Below are 22,998 nucleotides of genomic sequence, written 5' to 3' on the forward strand. Positions count from 1 at the left end.
GGCGTGAACCGGGCGATAACGCTTACATTTGTACCATTAATTTATTGATTAAGGCCAAAGCATGAAACATAAAGTGGTTAGCATTAAGGACATCAACGTAGCAAACGATTTGCCGTTTGTGTTGTTTGGCGGCATGAACGTGCTGGAATCACGTGACATGGCGATGCGCGTTTGCGAACACTACGTGAAAGTGACCGACAAACTTGGCATTCCTTATGTTTTCAAAGCCTCTTTTGACAAAGCCAACCGTTCTTCCATCCACTCTTACCGTGGGCCTGGCCTTGATGAAGGCATGAAGATTTTCCAGGACCTGAAAGCGGCCTTTGGCGTGAAAATTATCACCGACGTTCATGAAAGCTGGCAGGCACAGCCGGTTGCCGACGTGGTTGACGTGATTCAGCTGCCTGCTTTCCTGGCTCGTCAGACTGACTTGGTTGAAGCTATGGCCAAGACTGGCGCGGTTATCAACGTCAAGAAACCCCAGTTCGTTAGCCCAGGCCAGATGGGTAACATCGTCGACAAGTTCAAGGAAGGCGGCAACGATCAGGTTATTCTTTGCGATCGCGGAAGCAACTTTGGTTATGACAATCTGGTCGTTGATATGCTGGGCATGAACGTGATGATTAACGCCACTGGCGGCCATCCGGTTATCTTCGACGTGACCCACGCATTGCAGACCCGTGACCCGTTCGGTGCTGCTTCTGGTGGTCGTCGCGCGCAGGTTGCCGAGCTGGCGCGCGCGGGCATGGCGGTGGGCATTGCTGGCCTGTTTATCGAAGCTCACGAAGATCCGGCTCACGCCAAGTGTGACGGTCCTTCTGCGCTGCCACTGGACAAGCTTGAGCCGTTCCTGGTGCAGATGAAAGCCATTGACGACCTGGTGAAAAGCTTCCCGGCGCTGGATACCAGCAAATAAGCATTGCTGACGCCTTAATATGGATGTCAGTTAACGAGAGGCGACCTTGGGGTCGCCTTTTTAATGTTATCGATACTCGTGAGATATAAATGGAAACAAGCTTTCTTATCGTTCCGGGTTATACCAATTCAGGTCCTGAACATTGGCAGTCCTATATAGAAAGAAAATACTCAAATGTTAGCCGTGTTGTTCAAGATGACTGGAATACCCCAGATAAAGAGACGTGGGTTGCCTGTCTGGACGCTTTTATAAAACAAACACCCGGCAATATTGTGCTGGTAGGCCACAGCTGTGGGGCTGTCGCGGTTGCGCAGTGGGCAAGCTTGTATTCGGAACAGAGAGTCAAGGCCGCCGTTTTGGTGGCGCCTGCCGACGTTGACTCAGCCACTGCACTTGAAGAAATCCGTCAACAGAGGCCATTACCGGCACAGAGAATCGCTTTTCCGACACTGCTCATTTGCAGTGATAACGATGAGCATCTTTCTCTGGACAAAGCCCACACCTTGGCCGCCGCATGGGGAAGCGAAATAACCGTCATCTCAAAAGCAGGGCATATGAATACCGCAGCGGGTTATGGAGAGTGGATTGCAGGTGAGGAAATGATCGAGAATTTCACGGGTGAAAAACTGATCGAGAGTCGTGCAACGTTGTGCAACTGAACTCCCTAAACTTTCCCACTGTGTTTTGCTAATTTTACCGTCATGAAACGCAGAAAAAAAGGCCCTGATTTTCATCAGGGCCTTTTTTTAAATTTGGCGGTGAGAGAGGGGTTCGAACCCTCGATACGCTTTCGCGTATACACACTTTCCAGGCGTGCTCCTTCAGCCACTCAGACACCTCACCGTGGCGTTGCTCTGCTGTAGCAGCTCAACGGGGCGCTACTATAGGGAGACAACCATTTTGGGTCAAGGATTATTTCCGAAATGTTGACTGTGTGCTTAGGAGTTCAGCAATCTGCTGATAAATTACTCGCTTAGGGTGCTGCGGCGAGCAGAAACGAAAAAGGGTCCAGATTTTCATCTGGACCCTTTCGCATAATATGGCGGTGAGAGAGGGGTTCGAACCCTCGATACGCTTTCGCGTATACACACTTTCCAGGCGTGCTCCTTCAGCCACTCAGACACCTCACCGTAGTTGGACAAACACACTGTGCTTGCTCAACGGACGCTAATGTAGGGAATTCTGCCCCCAGCGTCAACACTCTTTTAGTTTTTCCGGTTCGTTTAGCGATTTTTAAAGCAATTTGCTGATTTACAGAACAAAAAGGCTCATATAACGACAGCCTCGGGGTGATTTACCCCTGTTTCAGCCGCGGCTTGTTCTTCTATTTTTGCCCGTTTTGGCGGGAAAAGCATCGTGTGGTTAAAAGAAACAATTTATTCAAAGAAATGCTAGGAATTTTGCTAACGACATCGGTATAACATCGTGGCACTCAAAAACCAGAGCATAAAAAACCGCCGCGTTTTTGAGCAGCCATCATCCATGCATTTTTCGATTGTTCAACAAGGCAGTACAGGGGTTTGACTTGAGTTATTTAGAAAACACATCACACCATCGTTCGGTGGTACCTGAGGGGTCCGGCGCACTGTTCTTTATCCAGACTTTCTCGACGTTGGGCTTTGCGGTTCTTTATTCCACGCTGGTGCTCTATGCCACTAAACGTCTGGGATTCAGCGAAAGCCAAGCCAACACCATCATGGGCGTCTTCGGTGCCTTTAACTATGGCCTGCATATGTTTGGCGGCTATCTTGGCGGACGCTACCTCAGCAACCGTAACCTGTTTGTGCTTGGTATGGTGCTGCAAGTCATTGGCTGTGCGCTGATTGCCCTGGCAGGCGTTACCGGGCTTTACTGGGGACTGGCGATGTTCCTGACCGGCAGCGGACTGAACGTGACCTGCCTGAACATGATGCTGACTCAGCGTTTCAAGCCGGAAGATGACCGCCGTGAAGCCGCGTTCTTATGGAACTATGCAGGTATGAACCTCGGGTTCTTTATTGGTTTTGCCGTCGCGGGCTATTATCAGCTGACGGAAAACTATCGTGCGCTGTTCCTGTTTGCCACGCTGGGCAATGCGGTCGCTATCGTGCTGACCCTGTCGCGTTGGAATATCCTCAAGGATATCAATACGCCGCTTAACCAGGTCAATTCACGTCAGCTTATGCAGCGCATGCTGGTGGGCATCGCGATTCTGGTGGTGCTGGTACCTGTCATTCGCGTTTTGCTGACTCATGCCGCCTTTAGCAGCTATTTTGTGGTTGTGCTTGGCGCAATTATTTTCATCATCATGGGCAGGGTGACCGCTCGCCATCGTCAGCAGGATGAAAAAAGCCGCATGAAGGCTTACCTGCTGCTGGCGGCGGGTTCGCTGGTGTTCTGGACGCTCTACCAGCTCGCGCCGATGGGCCTGATGTTGTTCTCCGAGAACAACATCAACCTCAACGTTTACGGCTTCCGCGTCGCGCCACAGTGGATCCAGGACATCAACACCGTGGTCATCGTCGTCGGCGGGCCGCTGATGGCACTGCTGTTCAAGCATTTGCGTCAGCGTGGCTGGCGTATCGATATCCCGATGCAGTTCTCCGGCGCGCTGTTCTGCATCGGACTGGGCATGCTGGTGCTGCCGCTGGGGATTCATTTTGCCGGCAGTGACGGCCTGATGGCGTTCAAATGGATCGTTATTAGCTACGTTTTCCAGAGCATTGGCGAACTGATGATTTCACCTATCGGCTATGCGATGATTGGCAAACTGGCCCCGGCTCGTTATCAGGGCGTGATGATGGGTTGCTGGATGATGGTGACCGGCGTCGCTTCCGTGCTGGCGAGCTATATCTCTGGCCTGATGCCCACCAATACCGGCAGCACGCCGCTGCTGACCAATCCGGGCTACAGTGAAGTGTTCAACGTGCTGGGCTGGGGCTCGGTCGCGACCGGCGTCGTGCTGATGCTGCTTGTCCCGCTGCTGCGCCGCTTGATCCAGCGCGTACCTGCGTAAATTCTGCTTCCGAAAGCCCTGACAATCAGGGCTTTTTTTTAAACAATTTTTGCAAGCAAAGGTTGCATCACGGTGATTTTAGAGGAAATCTAACAGGGCAAAGGAGGCTACAACATGAACATCATCTTCTATCACCCTAAAACAGATTCAGAGCCATGGATTGAGGGCATTCGCCACCGACTTCCCGAAGCTAACGTCCGCGTCTGGCACCGTGGCGATACCGCACCCGCCGACTACGCGCTAGTCTGGCATCCCCCGCAGGAAATGTTGGCTCCACGCAGCGACCTCAAAGGCATTTTCGTGCTGGGCGCAGGCGTCGACGCCATTCTTAATCAGGAGCATCGCCACCCGGGTACCTTGCCTGCGGGTGTGCCGTTGATCCGTCTCGAAGACACCGGCATGGCGCTGCAAATGCAGGAGTACGCGCTGGCGAGCGTGCTGCGCTACTTCCGTCGTCTGGACGAGTATCAGCTGTTTCAGCAGCAGAAACAGTGGCAACCGCTGCCTGCGCATCAGCACAGCCATTTCACGATAGGTATTCTTGGTGCCGGTATTCTCGGTACCGCAGTCGCGCAAAAGCTTATCGATCTTAAATTCAAGGTACGCAGCTGGAGCCGTAGCCCAAAAGTGCTCGACGGCGTGGAGAGTTTCTACGGCGATGACCAGCTCGATGATTTCGCCAGCGGCTGCAAGCTGCTGATTAATCTGCTGCCAAATACACCGCAAACGGTCGGGATCCTTAATAAAAAGCTGTTCTCCAACCTGAGCAAGGGCAGCTATCTGATCAATCTGGGACGCGGCATGCACCTGGTGGACGGCGACCTGTTAAAGGCGCTCGACGACGGGCAAATCGCGGCTGCCACGCTCGACGTATTTATTGAAGAACCTCTTCAGCGCATGCACCCATTTTGGTCACATCCGCGTGTTAGCATCACGCCTCATATCGGTGCCGATACCCTGCCGGACGAGGCGATGGACAACATTGTCGCCAACATTCAGGCTATCGAGGCAGGGCGCAAACCGGTTGGGCAGGTTGACCTCACGCGCGGATATTAACCCCACGCCGAGTCAGCCACACAGATCTGCTAAGCTTTTATTGCCGCCCGGCCCCTTACCGAGGCGGCCAAAAATTCAGGAGAAGTCATGTTTCCGGTCGACTTACATATGCACACCGTGGCAAGCACCCACGCCTACAGCACGCTGCACGACTACATTGATGAAGCTCAGCAAAAAGGCATCAAGCTTTTCGCCATCACCGATCACGGCCCTGACATGGCCGACGCACCGCATTATTGGCACTTTATGAATATGCACGTCTGGCCGCGCGTCGTTGACGGCGTGGGTATTCTGCGCAGCATCGAAGCGAACATCAAAAACATCAACGGTGATATCGACTGCACCGGACCGATGCTCACCGCCGTAGACTTTGTGATTGCCGGATTCCATGAACCGGTCATGCCGCCGGTAGATAAAGAGACCCATACGCAGGCGATGATTGCCGCGATGGCGGGTGGCGATGTGCATATTATCAGTCATCCGGGCAACCCCAGGTATCCGGTCGATATTCCCGCGATTGCCGCTGCGGCGGCGAAATACGAGGTGGCGCTGGAGCTCAACAACTCCTCCTTTACTCATTCACGCAAGGGCAGTGAGCCGAACTGTCGGGCTATTGTCGCCGCAGTGAAAGAGGCGGGCGGCTGGCTGGCATTGGGCTCTGATTCACACATTGCCTATTCGTTGGGGGGTTTTGAGCACTGTGAACGTATAATTGACGAAGTGGGATTCCCGCACGAGCGCATTCTGAATGCCAGCCCACGTCGTTTTCTGGACTTTCTGCAAAGGCGTGGTCGTCCGGCAATTGCAGAATTTAGTGAACTGTGACATTGTCACGCAAATTTTTGCTATGCCAACGTTAATCAGGTTCTGACTATGAATGAGTTTTCGATTGTATGCCGCGTGCTGGGCACGCTGTTTTATCGCCAGCCGCAGGACCCGCTGCTGGTCCCGCTGTTTGGGTTGATCCAGCAAGGTAAACTGCGTGAGCATTGGCCGCTGGAACAAGACGCCTTGCTGCTTCGTCTACAGCAAAGTGCCGATCCACAGGCGCTGGCCGCCGAGTTTAACCATTTGTTCGTCGGTACCGGCTGTGCGGTTTCGCCTTATCGCAGCGCCTATGTGGAAGGCGACTCCGAGCAGGAAGTGCGGACTTTCCTCAAGCAGCGCGGTATGCCGCTGGGCGAATCTCCGGCCGACCATTTCGGTTCAATGCTGCTTGCCGCTTCATGGCTTGAAGATCAGTCGCAGGAAGACGAAGCCGCGGCGCAAATTGCGCTGTTTGACGAGTACATGCTGCCATGGTGCGGCAAGTTTCTTGGCAAGGTAGAGGCCCACTCGACCAGCGGTTTTTACCGCACGCTGTCTGAGATAAGCCGCGAAGCGATCACCGCAATGCGCGACGAGTTGGAAGAGGCACTGCCGGAAGACATCGAGAACGGCGAAGAAGACGAGCAGTAATCACGCCATTCGCACATAAAAAACGCCTGAAGGTGATGCCCGACAAGGGGCGTCACGCACTCAGGCGTTTTTCTTTCAGCAGAATTTAGTCAGTGAACGGGATAACCAGCTGGCCCGGTTTCACTTCCAGCCCTTTGGCCAGTTTTTTCGCCATCGCTTCGCCTTCACTGTGTTCGCCGTTCAGCACGTAGGCCGGTTTCTGGTCGAAGTAGGACTTCAGTGACTGATTTAGGTAAGGCATCAGGCCTTTAACGATCGAATCCATTTTTTCCGGTTTAACGGTGTAGTCGACCACTTCCATATCTTTCAGATAGATAGCACCTTCATCTTTGTTATATACCGGCGTCGCTTTCAGCGTCAGTGTCAGGTCGGCTTTCTGAGCGCCAAACAGCGAGCTGACGTCGATGTCGGCATCGCCCGAGAGTGTCACTTTACCCGGCTCGCTGCGGCCAATCTGGCTGCTGAGGTTGGTTAGGGTAATGTGTGCGTCTACCAGGCCAGGCACACCGAGCTGCTTCTGGAAGTTATTGTGTTTTTGCAGGTAATTATTCACTTCCTGTTCACTCAGCGTGTACTGAGTCAGATGGTTGCATCCGGCAAGCAGGCCGGCAAAAATCAGGGCAGCGGCCCCTAAAAATAACTTTCTCATGACTTCCTCGATGACAATTCCAAGGCGCACAGTATGCCCTGTTTGGGAAAGGTGAGGGAAGGGTTACAGCGTATAGAAAGGTAAGGGTCGCACCGAAAGTGCAACCCTTGGGTTAAGGAAAGGTTAACTCGCGAGGCGGGTCAGCAGGTTTATCTGCGTTTGTTTCGCCATGTTGTCACGATAGGCCAAAACACGAGTAGGCAGCTCGACGCCTTTGACGATCGACAGCGATCGCAGGACCGGGAACAGGTGAATGTCGTCCTCGGAGAGCTCGCCATTCACGGCATTCGGCTCTTGAATGAGTTTGTCAAGGTCACGCAAATCCTGATTGATTTTCTTTACCAGACCGGGCGAATGTTGGAGATGTTCCTTAAAATCGCCCAGTTTTGCCTGTTTCTTGTCGGTGAAATATTGACGTGCCTGCGGCGTGGCAAACTCTTCGAAGGGGGCGGCGGCGAAGCGCGGGATGAACAGCTTTTCAGTATATTCCGAGACGTGGCGCAACCAGGTTGCTACCGCCGCACTAATTGGGCCGGTCAGCAGGGGTTTATGGTCGGAATTATCAATATATTGAACGATATCCATGCTTTCAGGCATGAAGCTGCCGTCCTGTTTTTGCAGGATTGGGACCACTTTTTTCCCGACCATCGAGGTTGGCGTTTTTTCGTCATCGTTCAGCAGGGCTTTCACCTCAACCGGCAGATTCTTAAGGCCGAAGATCATGCGGGCCTTGACGCAGTAAGGACAGTGTTCATAAACAAATAACTTCATGATACTTGGCTCCTTTTTATACTCGGCTAACCGGGGTGTAGGGAAGGTCGATTAGCCGTTTTCTCTTCTGTCACCAGAGATGTTTCAATCTGTGAGTATGGTGAAGATTCTCCCTGAGATCAAACGCAGTCAGCCAAAGCCGAGGCCTTTCGGCGACTTAATTTTCGCCGAGCATCGCGGGTTCGATACGACGCAGCTGAAACTGCCAGTAAAGGCCTGCCAGCGTGATCAGACCGACGATGCCGAGCAGGATCCAAGGCAGCTCCGGCAGCGCGAGTGCGCGACCGGTATCATACATCCAGCCACCGCCGGTATAACCAATCGCACCACCAATCGCCAGCCCAAGGCGGCTGAAACCCATATAGCTGCCGCGTGCACGCGGGTCAGCCAGCGAGGCGCCCAAGGTTTCTCGCGCCGGTTCGGCAATAATCGAACCGATATAGAACAGGCCAATCAACAGCAGCAGCGGATTCAGCCCACTGACCATACCGACAGGGAACAGGCTAAGGGTCATAATGGCCAAACCACACATCAGGCGTTTTTCCAGGCTGAAGCGCTTTTCGCTCCAGCGGGCAATCGGGTAGAGCAAAGTGAGCGACAGCGCCGCTTCAATGGCGTACATCCATTTCACCGCGGTAGGCGTACCGGCCATGTCATTGACCGCGATAGGCAGCATCAGCATGACCTGTACGGTTAGCATGTAATAGCCGGTAAGCGTCAGGACGTAGCTGATAAAGCGTTTATCGCGCATCACTCGCATCATGCCTTGTCGCATCGGCGCACGGCCCGCCGAGATACGGTAGGCGGGCAGGAAGACCGCGTTGAATGCGGCGGCGAGCACAAACAGTCCTGCGCCAACCCAGCAGACGAAATGAAAATTATATTGCAGCAGCCAACTGCCGATCAGCGCGCCAATGACCGCACCGGCGCTGTCTTGCATCATTAATAATGAGAAAAAGCGGCTGCGTTCGTGAGGGCGGATCAGCTTGATAACCAAGGCAGTGCGGGGCGGATCAAACAATGTGCCGCCAAGGCCGGATAAGACGCATGAGCAGATGAGAATCCACGGACTGTCTGCCAGCGCCATGGTGGCGAACCCCGCCGCACGCAGCAGCATGCCGGTGATGATCATTGGCTTGGCGCCAAAACGGTCGGCAATGGCACCGCCAAAGATCCCTAGCCCCTGCTGGGTAAGCTGGCGTAGCCCAAGCGCGAGCCCCACGGCCATCGCCGCCCAGCCAAGCTGGTCAACGAAGCGAATCGAAATAAGCGGAAAAACGACGAAAAAGCCGAGAATTACTAAGGCATTGTCAAACAAGAGGAAAAACTTTCCCAAGCTTCGCGCTTGCGATACCAGAGACATGCGTCACCCTGAGCGATTATTGGCATCCATTCCGAAAGATGCTGAGATGATATTAACCGCCTTAGTCTGAACCTCAAACAGGCAATTAGATAGGGCGCTATAGATAATATTTTTTTATCGTCAAGACGCTTTAGGACTGGCAAAATCAAAGACGCAGCGCTGAAAAACCTGAATAATTTAACGGCTGATTCACAGAGAGTGGTGGGCTCGACTATGATGCAAAGAGAAGCCGTGCGCAATATAGCAGTCCACGGCAAAGAACGGCCTCTGTTTCCTATAAAATGTTCTTATCGAGCCGGTCAAAATGTGGAGGGAAGGGATGTTTGGCTATCGATCAGCGGCACCTAAAGTGCGGCTTACTACGGACAGAATGGTACTGCGGCTGGTGTACGAGCGCGACGCCCATCGCCTGGCCGATTATTACACGGAAAACCGCGCCTTTTTGAAGCCCTGGGAGCCTATCAGGGACGAAAGCCACTGCTATCCTTCCGGTTGGCAGGCGCGACTGGGTTTGATTAACGAGATGCAAAAACAGGGGACGGCCTACTATTTTATCCTGCTCGACCCCGATGAGAATCACGTTCGCGGCGTCGCTAACTTTAGCAACGTGCTGCGCGGTTCTTTTCACGCCTGTTTCCTCGGCTACTCGCTGGGTGAGCAGTGGCAAGGGCAGGGGCTGATGTATGAGGCGTTGCAGTCGCTGATTCGCTACATGCAGCGCCAGCAGAAGATCCACCGCATTATGGCGAACTACATGCCGCACAACCACCGCAGCGGTAACCTGCTCGAAAGTCTCGGGTTTGAGCGCGAGGGGTATGCGAAAGATTATCTGCTGATTGACGGAAAATGGCAGGACCACGTTTTGATGGCGCTGACTGACCCACAGTGGCAGCCACCGCGATGATAAGGAAAGGAAAACCATGAAGTATGAATTCAGCGCCAAAGAAGCGCGAGTCATCGGCTGTATGCTTGAAAAACAGATTACGACACCGGAACAGTATCCCCTGAGCCTCAACAGTCTTACCACCGCCTGTAACCAGAAAACCAACCGCGAGCCGGTAATGGAGCTCAGCGAGTCCGAGGTCCAGCAGACGCTGGACCTGCTATTGCGTAAGCACATTATTCGTTCGCTCAGCGGCAGCCGTACCATGAAGTATGAGCACCGTTTCTGTAACTCCGAATTTGGCAATCTCAAGTTTTCCCCTGCCGAGGTGGCGGTTATCAGCACGCTGCTGCTGCGCGGCGCACAAACGCCGGGTGAGTTGCGTACCCGGACCAACCGTCTGCACGACTTTGCCGACGTCGCCGAGGTGGAGCTGACTCTCAATACGTTGGCAGGCCGTGAAGATGGCCCATTCTGCGTGCGACTGGCGCGCGAGCCGGGCAAGCGCGAGAGCCGCTATATGCACCTGTTCAGCGGTGAAGTCAGTGACGCAGCCGGTGAAGACGAAATCTTCAGCCCAGCAAGTTCGCAGAGCGCCCCGCGTGATGAACTGGCAGAGCGCGTCAACGTGCTTGAAACCGAAGTTGCCGAGCTGAAAGAGCGTCTCGAGCACCTGCTGGAACGATTGGCCGACTAAGGAGAGTGAGTGTGAGTAAACTTCGAATTGGGGTGGTCGGGCTGGGCGGCATTGCGCAGAAGGCCTATTTACCGGTGCTCAGTCAGGCGACTGACTGGACGCTTGAGGGCGGCTTTTCACCCAGTCAGGTGCGGGCGCAGGCGGTCTGCGACAGCTACCGTTTTCGCTGTTTTTCGCAGCTTGACCAGCTGGCAGGCGCCTGTGATGCGGTATTCGTCCACAGTAGCACCGACTCACATTTCAGCGTGGTCAGCGACCTGCTTAACGCCGGGGTGCATGTTTACGTCGATAAACCGCTGGCGGCGACGCTGGAACAGGCCGAGCAGCTGGTCGAGTTGGCGCAACGTCGCGGCAAAACGCTGATGGTCGGGTTTAATCGCCGTTTTTCGCCGCTGTACCAACAGCTCAAGGTGCAGCTGGCCGCACAGGTTGATGCACCGATTTCTCTGCGCATCGACAAGCACCGTGCGGACAGCATCGGTCCGCATGAGGCAGCATTTACCCTGCTGGACGACTATTTGCACGTGGTCGATACCGCGCTGTGGTTAGCCAATGGCGACAGTCTGCTGGTCGGCGGACAGATTGATTGTAATGAGAAAAATCAGCTGATCTATGCCGAGCATCAGTTCACGCGGGGTAAGACGCGTATGACTACTGCAATGCATCGTCGTGCCGGAACCCAGCGCGAGTCGATACAAGCGGTCTGTGACGGTGCCTGGTATCAGGTGGACGATATGCGCCATTGGGTTCAGGAGAGTCTGGCGGGCAGGGTTGAGCAGCCGGTCGCCGGTTGGCAGACGACGCTGGCTCAGCGCGGGTTCGAGGGGGCTATTCGGCATTTTATCGACTGTGTTAGCCACCAAACGGCCCCCGAAACCAGCGGTGAACAGGCGTTGCTGGCGCAGCGTGTTATCGAAAAATTGTTGCGCTAACAACGATTAATCCGATAATTTCCAATGGGAAACAATATATAACAACTGCCTGTAGCTATTGTATTTTTGATACGTAGACTATACGCACTTTCGAACCTTGCCGGGGCTTCTACAGGGAGTTTACCGGCCACAAGAAAAAGTCACATGAATCTACTGAAGTCTTTAGCCGCCGTCAGTTCTATGACGATGTTTTCTCGGGTACTTGGATTTGCCCGCGATGCCGTAGTTGCCCGCGTGTTTGGGGCCGGGATGGTCACCGATGCTTTTTTCGTTGCCTTCAAACTACCCAATCTTCTGCGCCGTATTTTTGCCGAAGGCGCATTCTCTCAGGCCTTTGTGCCAATTCTTGCCGAATATAAGAGCCAGCAGGGCGAGGAGGCGACGCGCACTTTTGTGGCTTATGTCTCCGGGCTGCTGACGCTGGTACTCGCGCTGGTGACCATTGCCGGCATGTTTGCCGCGCCGTGGGTGATTTACGTGACTGCACCCGGTTTTGCCGACACGCCGGATAAGTTCGCGCTGACCACTGCGCTGCTGCGCGTGACGTTCCCTTATATCCTGCTGATTTCGCTCGCCTCTCTGGCGGGGGCTATCCTTAATACCTGGAATCGCTTCTCGATACCGGCATTTGCACCGACGTTCCTGAACGTTAGCATGCTGGTGTTTGCGCTGTTCGCCGCGCCGTATTTCCATCCACCGGTGATGGCGCTGGCGTGGGCGGTGGTGGCAGGCGGCGTCTTGCAGTTGGGCTATCAGCTTCCGCACCTGAAGAAAATCGGCATGCTGGTTCTGCCGCGCCTCAACCTTAAGGATGCGGGCGTATGGCGCGTGATGCGCCAGATGGGCCCAGCCATTCTTGGCGTTTCCGTGAGTCAGATTTCCCTGATAATCAACACCATTTTCGCCTCGTTCCTGGTGTCTGGCTCGGTGTCGTGGATGTACTACGCCGACCGCCTGATGGAGTTCCCGTCCGGCGTGCTGGGCGTGGCGTTGGGCACCATCCTGTTGCCTTCGCTGGCGCGCAGCTTTTCCAGCGGTAACCATACCGAGTACAACCGCCTGATGGACTGGGGCCTGCGGCTGTGCTTCCTGCTCGCGCTGCCAAGCTCCGTGGCGTTGGGGATTCTGGCAAAGCCACTGACCGTTGCGCTGTTCCAGTACGGTAAGTTCAACGCGTTTGATGCCTCAATGACCCAGCGCGCGCTGGTGGCCTATTCGGTAGGGCTGATGGGGCTTATCGTGGTCAAAGTATTGGCACCGGGCTTCTATTCGCGTCAGGACATTAAGACTCCGGTCAAGATTGCAATTATCACACTCATCATGACTCAGTTGATGAACCTGGCGTTTATCGGCCCGTTGAAGCACGCGGGACTTTCGCTCTCTATCGGTCTGGCGGCCTGTCTGAACGCTTCACTGCTTTATTGGCAGCTGCGTAAACAGAAGATCTTCCAGCCTCAGCCGGGCTGGACGAGTTTCCTCATCCGCCTGATTATCGCCGTTCTGGCGATGGCTGCCGCGCTGGTGGGTATGATGTACGTGATGCCTGACTGGTCGGTAGGCGGCATGGCGATGCGTCTGTTGCGCCTCGCGGCCGTTGTGGTCGTCGGCGTGATTGTCTACTTCGGTGCGCTTGGTCTGCTCGGCTTCAAGCTCAGGGACTATGCGCGCAGCTAATTGACGCCAAGGTAAAATAGCATAAGGCCCCGAATCGATGTTATCGCTTCGGAGCCTTTTGTTTAGCCATAAAAAAGCCGCTTTCGCGGCTTTATGATTTCTGACGGTAGAGCGAGTTACATACGCTCAACGGTTTCAATACCGAGGGTATCAAGACCGGTCTTGAGGGTTCTCTGGGTCAGCAGCGCCAGTTTAAGGCGGCTGTTACGCACGGTTTCGTCTTCTGCGTTCAGAATCGGACAGTCTTCGTAGAAGCCGGAGAACAGGCCTGCAACGTCGTACAGATAGGCACACATGACGTGCGGTGTCCCTTCGCGTGCAACGGCAGTCAGCACTTCTTCGAACTGCAGCAGGCGCGTTGCCAGCGTAATTTCACGCTCTTCGGTCAGCACCATTGGCTGCGTCAGGCTGTTTACGTTGATGTCAGCACGTTTGAAGATTGACGCCACGCGGGTGTAGGCATACTGCATATACGGCGCAGTGTTGCCTTCGAAGGCCAGCATGTTGTCCCAGTCGAAGATGTAGTCGGTGGTGCGGCTCTTCGACAGGTCAGCGTATTTAATGGCACCGATGCCCACGGCGTTGACCAGGCTGTTCAGCTCGTCTTCCGGCAGGTTCGGGTTCTTGGCGACGATAAGCTCACGCGCGCGGACAATGGCTTCATCCAGCAGATCGGACAGCTTGATGGTACCGCCTGAACGGGTTTTGAACGGCTTGCCGTCTTTGCCCAGCATCATACCGAATGCGTGGTGCTCTAGAGTCACTGAATCAGGCACGTAACCGGCTTTACGCACGATAGTCCAGGCCTGTTGCAGGTGCTGATGCTGACGGGAGTCGATGTAGTAAAGCACACGGTCGGCACCCAGCGTTTCATAGCGATATTTTGCGCAGGCGATGTCAGTCGTGGTGTAGAGATAGCCGCCATCCTTTTTACGGATGATGACGCCCATCGGGTCGCCGTCTTTGTTCTTGTACTCGTCAAGATAGACAACCACGGCGCCTTCGCTGTCTACCGCGAGGCCTTTATCCTGCAGGTCAGAGACAATGCCCGGCAGCATGCTGTTGTACAGACTTTCACCCATCACGTCGTCGCGCGTCAGCGTTACGTTCATGCGGTCATAGGTAATCTGGTTCTGCGTCATGGTGACGTCAACCAGCTTGCGCCACATCTGCAGGCAGTATTCGTCGCCGCCCTGAAGTTTCACTACGTAGCCACGGGCACGCACGGCGAAGTCTTCGTCTTCGTCGTAGTTCTTCTTCGCGGCGCGATAGAACTCTTCGAGGTCGGACAGTTTCATGTCACCGGCGCTTTCGTTCTGCACTTTTTCGAGGTAGGCAATCAGCATACCGAACTGCGTGCCCCAGTCTCCGACGTGGTTGGCGCGGATAACTTTATGGCCCAGCAGCTCATTGGTCCGCGCCGCAGCATCACCGATGATGGTGGAGCGGATATGGCCCACGTGCATCTCTTTTGCTACGTTAGGAGCAGAATAGTCAATAACGATGGTTTGCGGTTCAACCGGCGCGATGCCCAGCTTGGCGTCGGCCAGCGCGGCGTCGGCGTTGGCGGCAACAAATTCGCGGTCAAGGAAGATGTTGATAAAGCCTGGACCGGCGATTTCGATTTTAGAGGCGATACCGGAAAGGTCTAACAGCGCCACAACTTTTTCTGCCAGCTGTCGTGGTGGCATTGCCAATTTTTTAGCAACGGACATCACGCCATTGGCCTGATAGTCACCAAACTGTGCTTTTGCAGACTGACGAACCTGTGCTTCGCTGTCTGATGGGGCACCTGCGGCAACGAGTGCCTGGCAAATTTTTTCTGAAAGAAGGGCCTGTATGTTCACCGGATTACCTTAATGACTAAACGTATAACACCGTAAAGGTGCCATCTTGATTGACTGGCATGGATGACCTTTGAGCACTTGTTGTCCCATTGTTCACCCCTGACTTTAATGATGCGCATTTATATCATATTAGCCAACTTGAGTCAGTAATGAGCGCTGCATTATCCCCTTCATCTTTCACCGGATTCGTTGAACTGGCAACCGGGCGGCGGGTTGTGTAAATTAAGCCCCCCGGCCACCGAGAGAGGAAAAATAATGACCACAATTAACGCCGTGCCTGAACTGGCGGATTTGGTGGCAGACCTGCCGCGCTTTAACCAACTTTTAAATGCATTTGCAGAAAAACTGTGTCTGAATCTGGCCGATTTTTATGCCGATCATATTTCTGTACGCTGTCATCAGAACACCACCGCCGACCGTTGGCGTCAGGGTTTTTCCCAATGTGGTTCACTACTTAATGAAACAGAAATCAACGGACGCCCTATCTGTCTGTTCGACCTGTCTACGCCTCTGAGCGTGGGACCTTGGGAAATTGACCTGATTGAGCTGCCGTATCCGGGCGAAAAACGCTATCCGCATGAAGGATGGGAGCACGTTGAGTTAGTGTTGACCGGTGGTGCGGAGGGTTTTTATGCCCGCGCGCTGGCGCAGCTGGCCGACGAGGCGCTGGTAGCGCCGGGCATTAAGCTCAAGCAAAGCTCGCCTAAGGGCGAGCATGAGAGATTGCCGAACCCGACGCTGGCGATTACCGATGGCACCATCACCTTAAAATTCCACCCTTATACTCTGCGTGAAATTGTCGCCAGCGAGCGTGAAGCCGAGTAAATCTAACGGGCAGCCAGCGCCGCATCCATGCGGTCTAACGCTTTTTCAAGCAAAGCGCGCTGGCATCCGAGATTAATTCTGACAAAGTTCGCGTTACCGAACTCCCTGCCGTCAGATAATCCAACGCCGGCCTTCAGGAAGAAGCGATAAGGTGACTCCAGCTGCGCCTGGGAGGCGTCTATCCAGCCGAGATAGGTGCCCTCGATCGGCAGCATCTTTAGGCCGGGCATTGCGTTGATGCGCTCAAAAGCCAGGTCGCGATTGGCGCGCAGATAGTCTAGCTGCGCCTTAAGCCAGTCATCACCGTCTTGATAAGCCGCCGTCGCCGCAACGTAGGCGAGTATGTTGACATGCGGAACGATACCGTGGCCGGTTCGGGCAAACTTCACCCGCAGTTCACGATTGGGAATGACAGCTAACGACGCACCCAGTCCCGCTAAATTAAAGGTCTTGGACGGTGCCATCAGCGTCACGCTGCGGTTCGCTGCATCTTCGTTTAAAGAAGCGAATGGGATATGACGCAGACCGGGTTCAAGAATCAAATCGCAGTGAATTTCATCCGAGCAGACCAACAGGTCATGGCGGCGGGCAAACTCCTGTTGCGCCAAGAGTTCTTCACGACGGTAAACGGTGCCGCCCGGATTGTAGGGGTTGCACAGCAACAGCAGTTTTTCGCTGCCGGTCAACGTAGATTCGGCTTCGTTAAAGTCGGTTATCCAACGCTGGTGATGCACTCTGGCGTGAACGTGACGAAACTCGCGGCCTTCGGACTGCGCGGCCTGCATAAAAGGAGGGTAAATAGGCGAGGGCATGATGCTGGTTTGCTGCGTCGTTGTGAAGGCGCGAACGGCGAGGTTTAACCCGCAGACCAAACCCGGCAGCCAGACTATCCATTCGGGTTGAATGGTCCATTCATAGCGCTCGCGAAGGCGCTCTACCATCAGCTCAACTAATTCTTTCGGCGGTGAGCCATAACCAAAAACCCCTTCAGCAACACGCTTTTGCAACGCATTGATGACCGCAGGCGGTGACAAAAAATCCGTATCGGCGACCCACAGAGGAATAACGTCGGCGTCGCGATATTTGTTCCACTTAACGCTATCACTGTGACTGCGGTCGACCCATTGATCAAAATTGAATGTCATAGTTAGCTTTCCTAAGCAGGCAATTGGGCAGGATGCTCATGCATGAGCCTACGCGACATAGCCCCTCACAAACAAGTGTTGTAGCATGGGGTCATATTAAGGAGAGAGCCATGACGAAGTTAGAAGTGTGCTGTTACAGCGTGGACTGTGCGTTAACGGCCGAGGCGGCCGGGGCCGATCGCGTCGAGCTTTGTGCCAGTCAGGCGGACGGCGGCATTACGCCGAGCTACGGAACTTTAAAGCTCGCCAGAGAAAAGGTAGGTATTCCCGTTCATCCTATTGTTCGTCCGCGCGGCGGCGATTTTTTCTATAACCAGAGTGAATTTGATGTATTGAAAAGTGACATCGCCTGCATACGTGATTTGGGTTTCCCCGGCGTGGTCGTGGGAATGCTCGACGCAGAAGGGCATATCGACGTTCCACGCATGTGGGAGGTGATGGCGCTGTGTGGTGACATGCAGGTGACCTTCCACCGTGCCTTTGATATGTGCCTTAATCCGAAGGTTGCGCTTGAGCAATTGACTCAGCTCGGTGTCGCGCGCATTCTGACTTCAGGGCAGCAGCAAAATGCCGAGGTAGGTATTTCGATGTTGCGTGAACTAAATAACCTGACGCGTGGTCCAATCATTATGGCAGGTGCAGGTGTACGTTTAACCAATCTGCAAAAGTTTATTGATATCGGACTTACCGAGCTGCACAGCTCAGCGGGACGTCAGGTATTTTCCGCCATGCGCTACCGAAAGGCGGGTGTGACCATGAGTTCCGACACCGACTTTGACGAGTTCAGTCGTTATTGCGTAGATGGCGATATAGTGGCCGCAATGAAAAATGCGTTGGAATTTGATGATTCGGTGAGTCGGACGGCATAAAACGCCCCTCGGCTTTCGGATTAAAGCACAAAGATTTAACGGGTCTCCGGACCCTTTTGCGTCGCCCTGCGCAAGTACCAGGCCCCGTCATTTTGGCGGGGCTTTTTTTACTTAAATCATTGTGTTGGGGTTTTGAGGGGGTTAGGGATGTTACAAAGGAATAGCGTGAGCGGGAATGTACCGCGTAAAGTTATGTAGAATATTGGGGCCAAAATACCCCAGTTAAATCATCACGTTGCCTGGCCGCTTCTCATCGATGGGGGGAGGATTCTGCCTTTCATCCGCTGTTTGTCGATGTATTCTGCAAGGTCGATTATGTGGATCATTCGCGGAGTCTTTTGTCTCACCCCTATCCGAAACTGGAACAGTAGCGGTTTCGAATTCAGCCATTATCAGCCATTAATATAAATGTTGTGTTCACGCTTATCAGCAGGGGTTATCCCTTCCAGCACTGGCCATTCCGTCCTGTCGTCCATATCAAAATCACGGTGTTCTGTTTCCAGCATGATGAGATCAGCTTTTTATGACCTCGGCGTTTATATCTAACGGCAGGCGGTACTTCGAGCGAATGACGTTATCGAGACGCTGCTGGCTTAGACGGTAAATAAGGACGCTCTTGAACAATGGACTATTCACGTTTAAGTCTCCTGGGGGGATTAAGCGCGATGTTAATTCTTTTTATTTGGTCTTATTTTTTGCAATATAACTCTTATTAATTAGGATTTTGCTTGATGGTATGCGTCTGCATGCTAAGGTATTTACGACCGCAAGATCTAAAGCTTTTAATTTATTTTCTCGTGGTATAGCATGCTTTATTATTAAATATGCTTAACATGAAACCTATGAGGTAAGGATAGAAAATGAAAAAATCACCTAATAATAAAAATCGCAATTGGAAAGATAAGTTAATTACTACAAGTATTTTTGCCGTGCTAATTTCTGGTTGGTCTGGCTCTATATTTGCCGATGAAGCAAAGGTTAATAATAGTCATTGGTCGCAAGGAGAAAAAGAGTCCTATTCAGAATTCTCCTGCCCCACTGATAATTTCATGGTCGGTCGTGCACATAGTGGGGATGAAAATGGTAATACTAGTTATAAATGCGGAAACTTAGTGCAAAATGGGGGAACTATTACTAGCAAAAATAAACAATGGTCATCTTCAATTAAGGAGTCAGATGGAACCGCTTATCGTTGCCCGCAAGAAAAAGTAATGATTGGCCGTAAACACACAGGTGACGAAAATGGGACTACCTCCTACGAATGCGGAACACCGATTAATAAAAATGGTGAAATCCTCAGCATAATTATCGGTAATTGGTCCGATGCAGTTAAAGAAAGCAGTAGTAAATTTGAATGCCCAGATAATTCGGTCATGATTGGTCGCAGGCATGCAGGGGATGAAAACGGACGCACGGAATATCTGTGTGGCAAACTTGCTAATTAAGTTTAAGCCTCCCTTTTTTAACTACTGTCAGGTTCTTCATAGGGAATTTTCCCTGCCCATCGTCAAACATTCAAGTTTGTCGTCTGGAATAGAACCAGACTCTATGCTTTGCTCGTCAGTGCATTTCATGTTCTCTGGCGTGACATCCTCAGTTGGCTTATGAAGACATTACTCACATCGGGGTATACTTAATCAATGGGCAAAAGTCGCCAGTTTGTTGTGCTTTTTGTTAGACTTTTACACAGGTATATCACACGATTTAATCACTTAAAAACAGCAGAGGAACTCGTCTATGAAGAGCCTCTATCAGGCTAAGGCCTCCACTACCGCCGTCTGCCCATACAGCTATGCGCTGCGTGGCAATGTCGACGTCGAACGGGTTCTGCTCTGAGGATCACGACATGTCCCCCTTTCATCAACTTAATGCCATCAGCCTGCGTGGCCAGCCCCTCTCTATGGCCGACTACGCTGGCAAGCTGGTTCTGGTGGTTAATACCGCCAGCCATTGTGGGTTCACGCGACAATACGCAGGCCTTGAAGCGCTCTACAGGAAGTACGCAGCCCAGGGCCTAGTGGTACTGGGTTTCCCATGCAACCAGTTCGGTAAGCAAGAACCCGGCGGTGCCGACGAAATCGCGCAAACCTGTTACATCAACTACGGTGTGAGTTTCCCGATGTTCGAAAAAGTGGAGGTCAACGGAGCCGCAACGCACCCGCTGTTTCGTTACCTTAAGGATGAATTGCCCGGCGTGCTGGGCGGGCGGATAAAATGGAACTTCACTAAGTTTCTGATCGGACGCGACGGCAAACCGCTCAAGCGTTTTGCACCGATCTCTACCCCTGAAAAAATGGAAGCCGCAATCATTACTGCACTCGAAAGCAAAGTGTTCCTGTAATCCGAACCTTTCATCTTTAAAGAGTGTTCGACACACTGATTGTCTCCGTGGGGTTAACGTCTGTTCTTCGCTCACAACTGCCCATCAACGCCTGCCTGCCTAAAAAAAAGCTTAAGGTGGGATGTTTGCCGTTTTCAAAACGGATCCCTTAAACTACGCCGCGCAGGTCATAACATAGGAGCAATGACCCTAAACGGCTGTAGTCTTGGATTGTAGACTATGAGTTAAAAACATTGCCAGAATGTTCATCAGTATCTATTTATAAGCGCCCTCAATTCGTTTCGCGCTGATGCGTCAAGCGGCTCCAACGAACGAAGAGGGGGCAGCTGTTCATACGAAGGAATTAAGATGCTTTTGCCAGATTTGAGCTTTACAAAAACCGTATATCAATCGTCATTTGAAGAATGAGCCGTCCACTGTTTGTTTCTCTTGATGGGCCTAAGGGCGCCGGCAAAACCACACTGTTGGAAGCCATTACGAAAGTACTAAGGGCTGACAACAAGAAGGTCATCCGACTTTGCGAGAAAAAAAGCGATCCCTACAGAAGGGAAACAATGCTCCTGGTTAACCAGCTTGCCAGAAATCCTTCCCTGGATTTGGAATGGGAGGTTTGTGCGCGCTTAGCTGATAGTCGTGCCTGGATTTCTCAGCACGTGCTGACTAAACAGCCGCCGGACAGCATTATCTTGATCGATCGTTGGTACCCGTCGGATGCCGCGTTTCGCCGAAGGGTTTCCTTTGCGGAGATTTTACGGCTTAACATCGAACGAAACGTGCAAACGCCAGATCTGCATGTCGGGGTTGTCACTGCACCGGATATTTCCTGGGCAAGGGCCGCGGCCCGAAAGCGTGGGCTAAGCAGTACTGTGATTCATAAGCTGGAAGATCATGTCGCTTGCACCCAGGCGTTCGAGCGAGAAATTGCAGATCGCGGCTGGTTTTTATGCCGTAATGAAGGAGTTATCGAAGACGCAACGATGCAGGTTATTTCTGAGATCTACAAAGTGATTTGATGCCGCCCAGGCATCCAGCGCTGTCGTAGCCAGCTCGACCTGCTTCAGGGCATTTTGGGTAAATCATCACTTTTCATCAGCATTAAATTAATACTCGATGGCTTCAATTTAAGGCGTGAAGCCATCGAAAGTTTTTACTTTAATAAACACAACCTCTTTACGCCTTCTCAAGCCACGTCAATGCGCCAACTAATATCGTCTCTAATCCCGTTTGCAATGTCGGATGAATTTGCGGGCTGAACTTAGATGAATGGTTAGAAGGGATTTGGTTAATGTCGCCACTTGCAACGGCTTTTTGCCATGCTGATTTTTCTGTGCATCCTACAAACCAAAATACATACGGAACCTTCCACTCTCTGCCAAAGACACTAAAATCCTCGCTGGCTGCTGCCGGTGCGGTTTCATAGGTTCTTTCTGCAAAATGGTCTTTGAAAGCAGCTGCAAGAGTAGCCGTAGCGTTGATATCATTTTCTGTGACAGGGTAACTGTCAATCGTGGTAAATTTTGGTGGATGATCAGTATTTGAAGCCTGACATTCGGCATAGCAGATTCTGTGTACAGCATCGATCATTCGACGACGTACATTGTCATCATAAGTTCGCATATTCAGTTTGATTACTGCATCGTCGGGAATAATGTTCTCTTTTGTACCGGCTTGCAGGGCGCCGACGGTGAGCACGCCGCTTTCGAGTGGAGAGAGCTCTCGAGATACAATCGTTTGAAGTCGCATAACCGTAGAGGCAGCGATGATGACCGGGTCAATCGCATTTTGGGGCATTGAACCATGAGCTCCTCGGCCATACATTTTGATGTGCATACTGTCGCCGGCTGATAAAATCGCCCCGGCGCGATATCCCACAGTTCCAGCTTCTCCAACCATAACGTGTTGTCCCAGGATGATATCTGGTTTGGGAAAACGTTCTTTCATTCCATCATCAATCATGGCTTTTGCACCGGCACCAATCTCTTCGCCTGGCTGAAATACCACCATCAAAGTCCCGCGCCATAAGTCACGATGAGAGGCCAGAAGCTCTGCCGCTCCCATAAGCCAGGTTACATGGAGGTCATGGCCGCACATGTGAGAAATGTCTACCGTTTCACCATCGGCAGTCTTACCCTTTTTATCACTGGCGTAGGGCAGGCCTGTTTTCTCTGCCATCGGTAGAGCATCCATGTCTGCTCGTAGCATAACGGTAGGGCCCTCACCATTTTTCAGCAAGCCCACAACACCCGTAACCCCGACTTGCTCATGAACTTCATATCCAAATTTTTTAATCAACGTTGCCGCAATCTTGGCAGTGCGAACCTCTTGCATTGAAAGCTCGGGATTAGCATGAAAATCTTTATAAACTTCTTCAAGTGAGGGCAATAATTTAATGATGTCATTAGACATTCTTGATAACACTTGATTTCTAGGTAACGTATCCATAGATTCTCCGATTATAGTGATGTTTCTTATAAATAAGTTAATTTAATAAGGGTCACAAGATCGCAATTATAAAAAAATAAGCAAAAAAATATAAAGCCAAAAATGTGTGAGGTTAAAAAAGCGTTGGCTGATTTT

General features: G+C 52.4%; 22 protein-coding genes and 2 tRNA genes. 15 read left to right on the top strand and 9 right to left on the bottom strand.

Annotated features, from left to right (window positions below; genetic code table 11):
* The first annotated feature begins 61 nt into the window (after positions 1-61).
* Together kdsA and BS640_RS16600 are read left to right on the top strand one after the other, a co-directional pair.
* On the top strand, positions 62-916 hold the full coding sequence (gene kdsA, locus BS640_RS16595; protein WP_009635433.1) for a 3-deoxy-8-phosphooctulonate synthase: 855 nt from the start codon (positions 62-64) through the stop codon (positions 914-916).
* Between the two features lie 89 nt (positions 917-1,005).
* On the top strand, positions 1,006-1,575 hold the full coding sequence (locus BS640_RS16600) for an RBBP9/YdeN family alpha/beta hydrolase (RefSeq protein WP_017492148.1): 570 nt from the start codon (positions 1,006-1,008) through the stop codon (positions 1,573-1,575).
* A 94-nt stretch (positions 1,576-1,669) separates the two neighbouring features.
* On the opposite strand, the gene BS640_RS16605 is transcribed toward BS640_RS16600, so the two are convergent.
* Both BS640_RS16605 and BS640_RS16610 read right to left on the bottom strand, forming a co-directional pair.
* Positions 1,670-1,759 (bottom strand) — tRNA-Ser (locus BS640_RS16605).
* 197 nt (positions 1,760-1,956) lie between these two features.
* Positions 1,957-2,046 (bottom strand) — tRNA-Ser (locus tag BS640_RS16610).
* A gap of 395 nt (positions 2,047-2,441) precedes the next feature.
* On the opposite strand from BS640_RS16610, the gene BS640_RS16615 reads away from it, so the two are divergent.
* From BS640_RS16615 to BS640_RS16630, 4 genes are all read left to right on the top strand, one after another.
* On the top strand, positions 2,442-3,911 hold the full coding sequence (locus tag BS640_RS16615; RefSeq protein WP_017493857.1) for a peptide MFS transporter: 1,470 nt from the start codon (positions 2,442-2,444) through the stop codon (positions 3,909-3,911).
* Between the two features lie 114 nt (positions 3,912-4,025).
* Positions 4,026-4,967 carry a glyoxylate/hydroxypyruvate reductase GhrA gene (gene ghrA, locus BS640_RS16620; RefSeq protein ID WP_017493858.1) on the top strand — a complete coding sequence of 314 codons (942 nt, stop codon included), beginning with the start codon at positions 4,026-4,028 and terminating at the stop codon, positions 4,965-4,967.
* 87 nt (positions 4,968-5,054) lie between these two features.
* Positions 5,055-5,792 (top strand): phosphatase, encoded by a 738-nt coding sequence (locus tag BS640_RS16625; RefSeq protein ID WP_084912949.1) that lies wholly within the window; start codon positions 5,055-5,057, stop codon positions 5,790-5,792.
* Positions 5,793-5,840: 48 nt separating this feature from the next.
* A complete protein-coding gene (locus BS640_RS16630) occupies positions 5,841-6,425 on the top strand; it encodes a TorD/DmsD family molecular chaperone (RefSeq protein ID WP_017493860.1) in 585 nt (194 codons plus the stop codon).
* A gap of 85 nt (positions 6,426-6,510) precedes the next feature.
* Here the strand turns inward: BS640_RS16630 and BS640_RS16635 are convergent, their stop codons facing one another.
* From BS640_RS16635 to mdtH, 3 genes are all read right to left on the bottom strand, one after another.
* A complete protein-coding gene (locus BS640_RS16635) occupies positions 6,511-7,074 on the bottom strand; it encodes a lipoprotein (protein ID WP_017493861.1) in 564 nt (187 codons plus the stop codon).
* A gap of 123 nt (positions 7,075-7,197) precedes the next feature.
* Positions 7,198-7,845, bottom strand: coding sequence for a glutaredoxin 2 (gene grxB / locus BS640_RS16640; RefSeq protein WP_017493862.1), 648 nt, complete (start codon positions 7,843-7,845; stop codon positions 7,198-7,200).
* 157 nt (positions 7,846-8,002) lie between these two features.
* A complete protein-coding gene (mdtH, locus tag BS640_RS16645) occupies positions 8,003-9,208 on the bottom strand; it encodes a multidrug efflux MFS transporter MdtH (protein ID WP_017493863.1) in 1,206 nt (401 codons plus the stop codon).
* A 319-nt stretch (positions 9,209-9,527) separates the two neighbouring features.
* On the opposite strand from mdtH, the gene rimJ reads away from it, so the two are divergent.
* The 4 genes from rimJ (at position 9,528) to murJ (ending at position 13,394) form a co-directional block, all read left to right on the top strand.
* A complete protein-coding gene (gene rimJ / locus BS640_RS16650) occupies positions 9,528-10,112 on the top strand; it encodes a ribosomal protein S5-alanine N-acetyltransferase (RefSeq protein WP_017493864.1) in 585 nt (194 codons plus the stop codon).
* Positions 10,113-10,128: 16 nt separating this feature from the next.
* The gene (locus tag BS640_RS16655; protein WP_017493865.1) at positions 10,129-10,788 is read left to right on the top strand and encodes a YceH family protein; all 660 of its coding nucleotides are present in this window, start codon (positions 10,129-10,131) and stop codon (positions 10,786-10,788) included.
* An 11-nt stretch (positions 10,789-10,799) separates the two neighbouring features.
* Positions 10,800-11,720, top strand: a complete 921-nt coding sequence (locus BS640_RS16660; protein WP_084912950.1) for a Gfo/Idh/MocA family protein — start codon at positions 10,800-10,802, stop codon at positions 11,718-11,720.
* 144 nt (positions 11,721-11,864) lie between these two features.
* Positions 11,865-13,394 carry a murein biosynthesis integral membrane protein MurJ gene (gene murJ, locus BS640_RS16665; RefSeq protein WP_017493867.1) on the top strand — a complete coding sequence of 510 codons (1,530 nt, stop codon included), beginning with the start codon at positions 11,865-11,867 and terminating at the stop codon, positions 13,392-13,394.
* A 116-nt stretch (positions 13,395-13,510) separates the two neighbouring features.
* Here the strand turns inward: murJ and argS are convergent, their stop codons facing one another.
* The gene (gene argS, locus BS640_RS16670) at positions 13,511-15,241 is read right to left on the bottom strand and encodes an arginine--tRNA ligase (RefSeq protein ID WP_084912951.1); all 1,731 of its coding nucleotides are present in this window, start codon (positions 15,239-15,241) and stop codon (positions 13,511-13,513) included.
* Between the two features lie 255 nt (positions 15,242-15,496).
* On the opposite strand from argS, the gene BS640_RS16675 reads away from it, so the two are divergent.
* On the top strand, positions 15,497-16,066 hold the full coding sequence (locus tag BS640_RS16675; RefSeq protein ID WP_084912952.1) for a VOC family protein: 570 nt from the start codon (positions 15,497-15,499) through the stop codon (positions 16,064-16,066).
* Positions 16,067-16,068: 2 nt separating this feature from the next.
* Here the strand turns inward: BS640_RS16675 and BS640_RS16680 are convergent, their stop codons facing one another.
* A complete protein-coding gene (locus BS640_RS16680) occupies positions 16,069-17,211 on the bottom strand; it encodes a MalY/PatB family protein (protein WP_084912953.1) in 1,143 nt (380 codons plus the stop codon).
* 110 nt (positions 17,212-17,321) lie between these two features.
* Between BS640_RS16680 and cutC the strand changes: the two genes are divergently transcribed.
* A complete protein-coding gene (gene cutC, locus BS640_RS16685) occupies positions 17,322-18,080 on the top strand; it encodes a copper homeostasis protein CutC (RefSeq protein ID WP_017494026.1) in 759 nt (252 codons plus the stop codon).
* Positions 18,081-18,310: 230 nt separating this feature from the next.
* On the opposite strand, the gene BS640_RS22270 is transcribed toward cutC, so the two are convergent.
* Positions 18,311-18,406, bottom strand: coding sequence for a pyocin activator PrtN family protein (locus BS640_RS22270; RefSeq protein ID WP_241528253.1), 96 nt, complete (start codon positions 18,404-18,406; stop codon positions 18,311-18,313).
* 534 nt (positions 18,407-18,940) lie between these two features.
* On the opposite strand from BS640_RS22270, the gene BS640_RS21970 reads away from it, so the two are divergent.
* From BS640_RS21970 to BS640_RS16700, 3 genes are all read left to right on the top strand, one after another.
* Entirely contained in the window at positions 18,941-19,525 is a 585-nt protein-coding gene (locus BS640_RS21970; protein ID WP_139802828.1) for a hypothetical protein, read from the top strand.
* A 401-nt stretch (positions 19,526-19,926) separates the two neighbouring features.
* Entirely contained in the window at positions 19,927-20,421 is a 495-nt protein-coding gene (locus BS640_RS16695; protein ID WP_017494029.1) for a glutathione peroxidase, read from the top strand.
* Between the two features lie 404 nt (positions 20,422-20,825).
* Positions 20,826-21,434, top strand: coding sequence for a dTMP kinase (locus BS640_RS16700; RefSeq protein ID WP_026110814.1), 609 nt, complete (start codon positions 20,826-20,828; stop codon positions 21,432-21,434).
* Between the two features lie 157 nt (positions 21,435-21,591).
* Here the strand turns inward: BS640_RS16700 and BS640_RS16705 are convergent, their stop codons facing one another.
* Positions 21,592-22,863, bottom strand: coding sequence for a M20 family metallopeptidase (locus tag BS640_RS16705; protein ID WP_241528254.1), 1,272 nt, complete (start codon positions 22,861-22,863; stop codon positions 21,592-21,594).
* Positions 22,864-22,998 lie beyond the last annotated feature (135 nt).

The organism is Rouxiella badensis (assembly GCF_002093665.1).
GTDB classification, from domain to species: Bacteria; Pseudomonadota; Gammaproteobacteria; order Enterobacterales; family Enterobacteriaceae; genus Rouxiella; species Rouxiella badensis.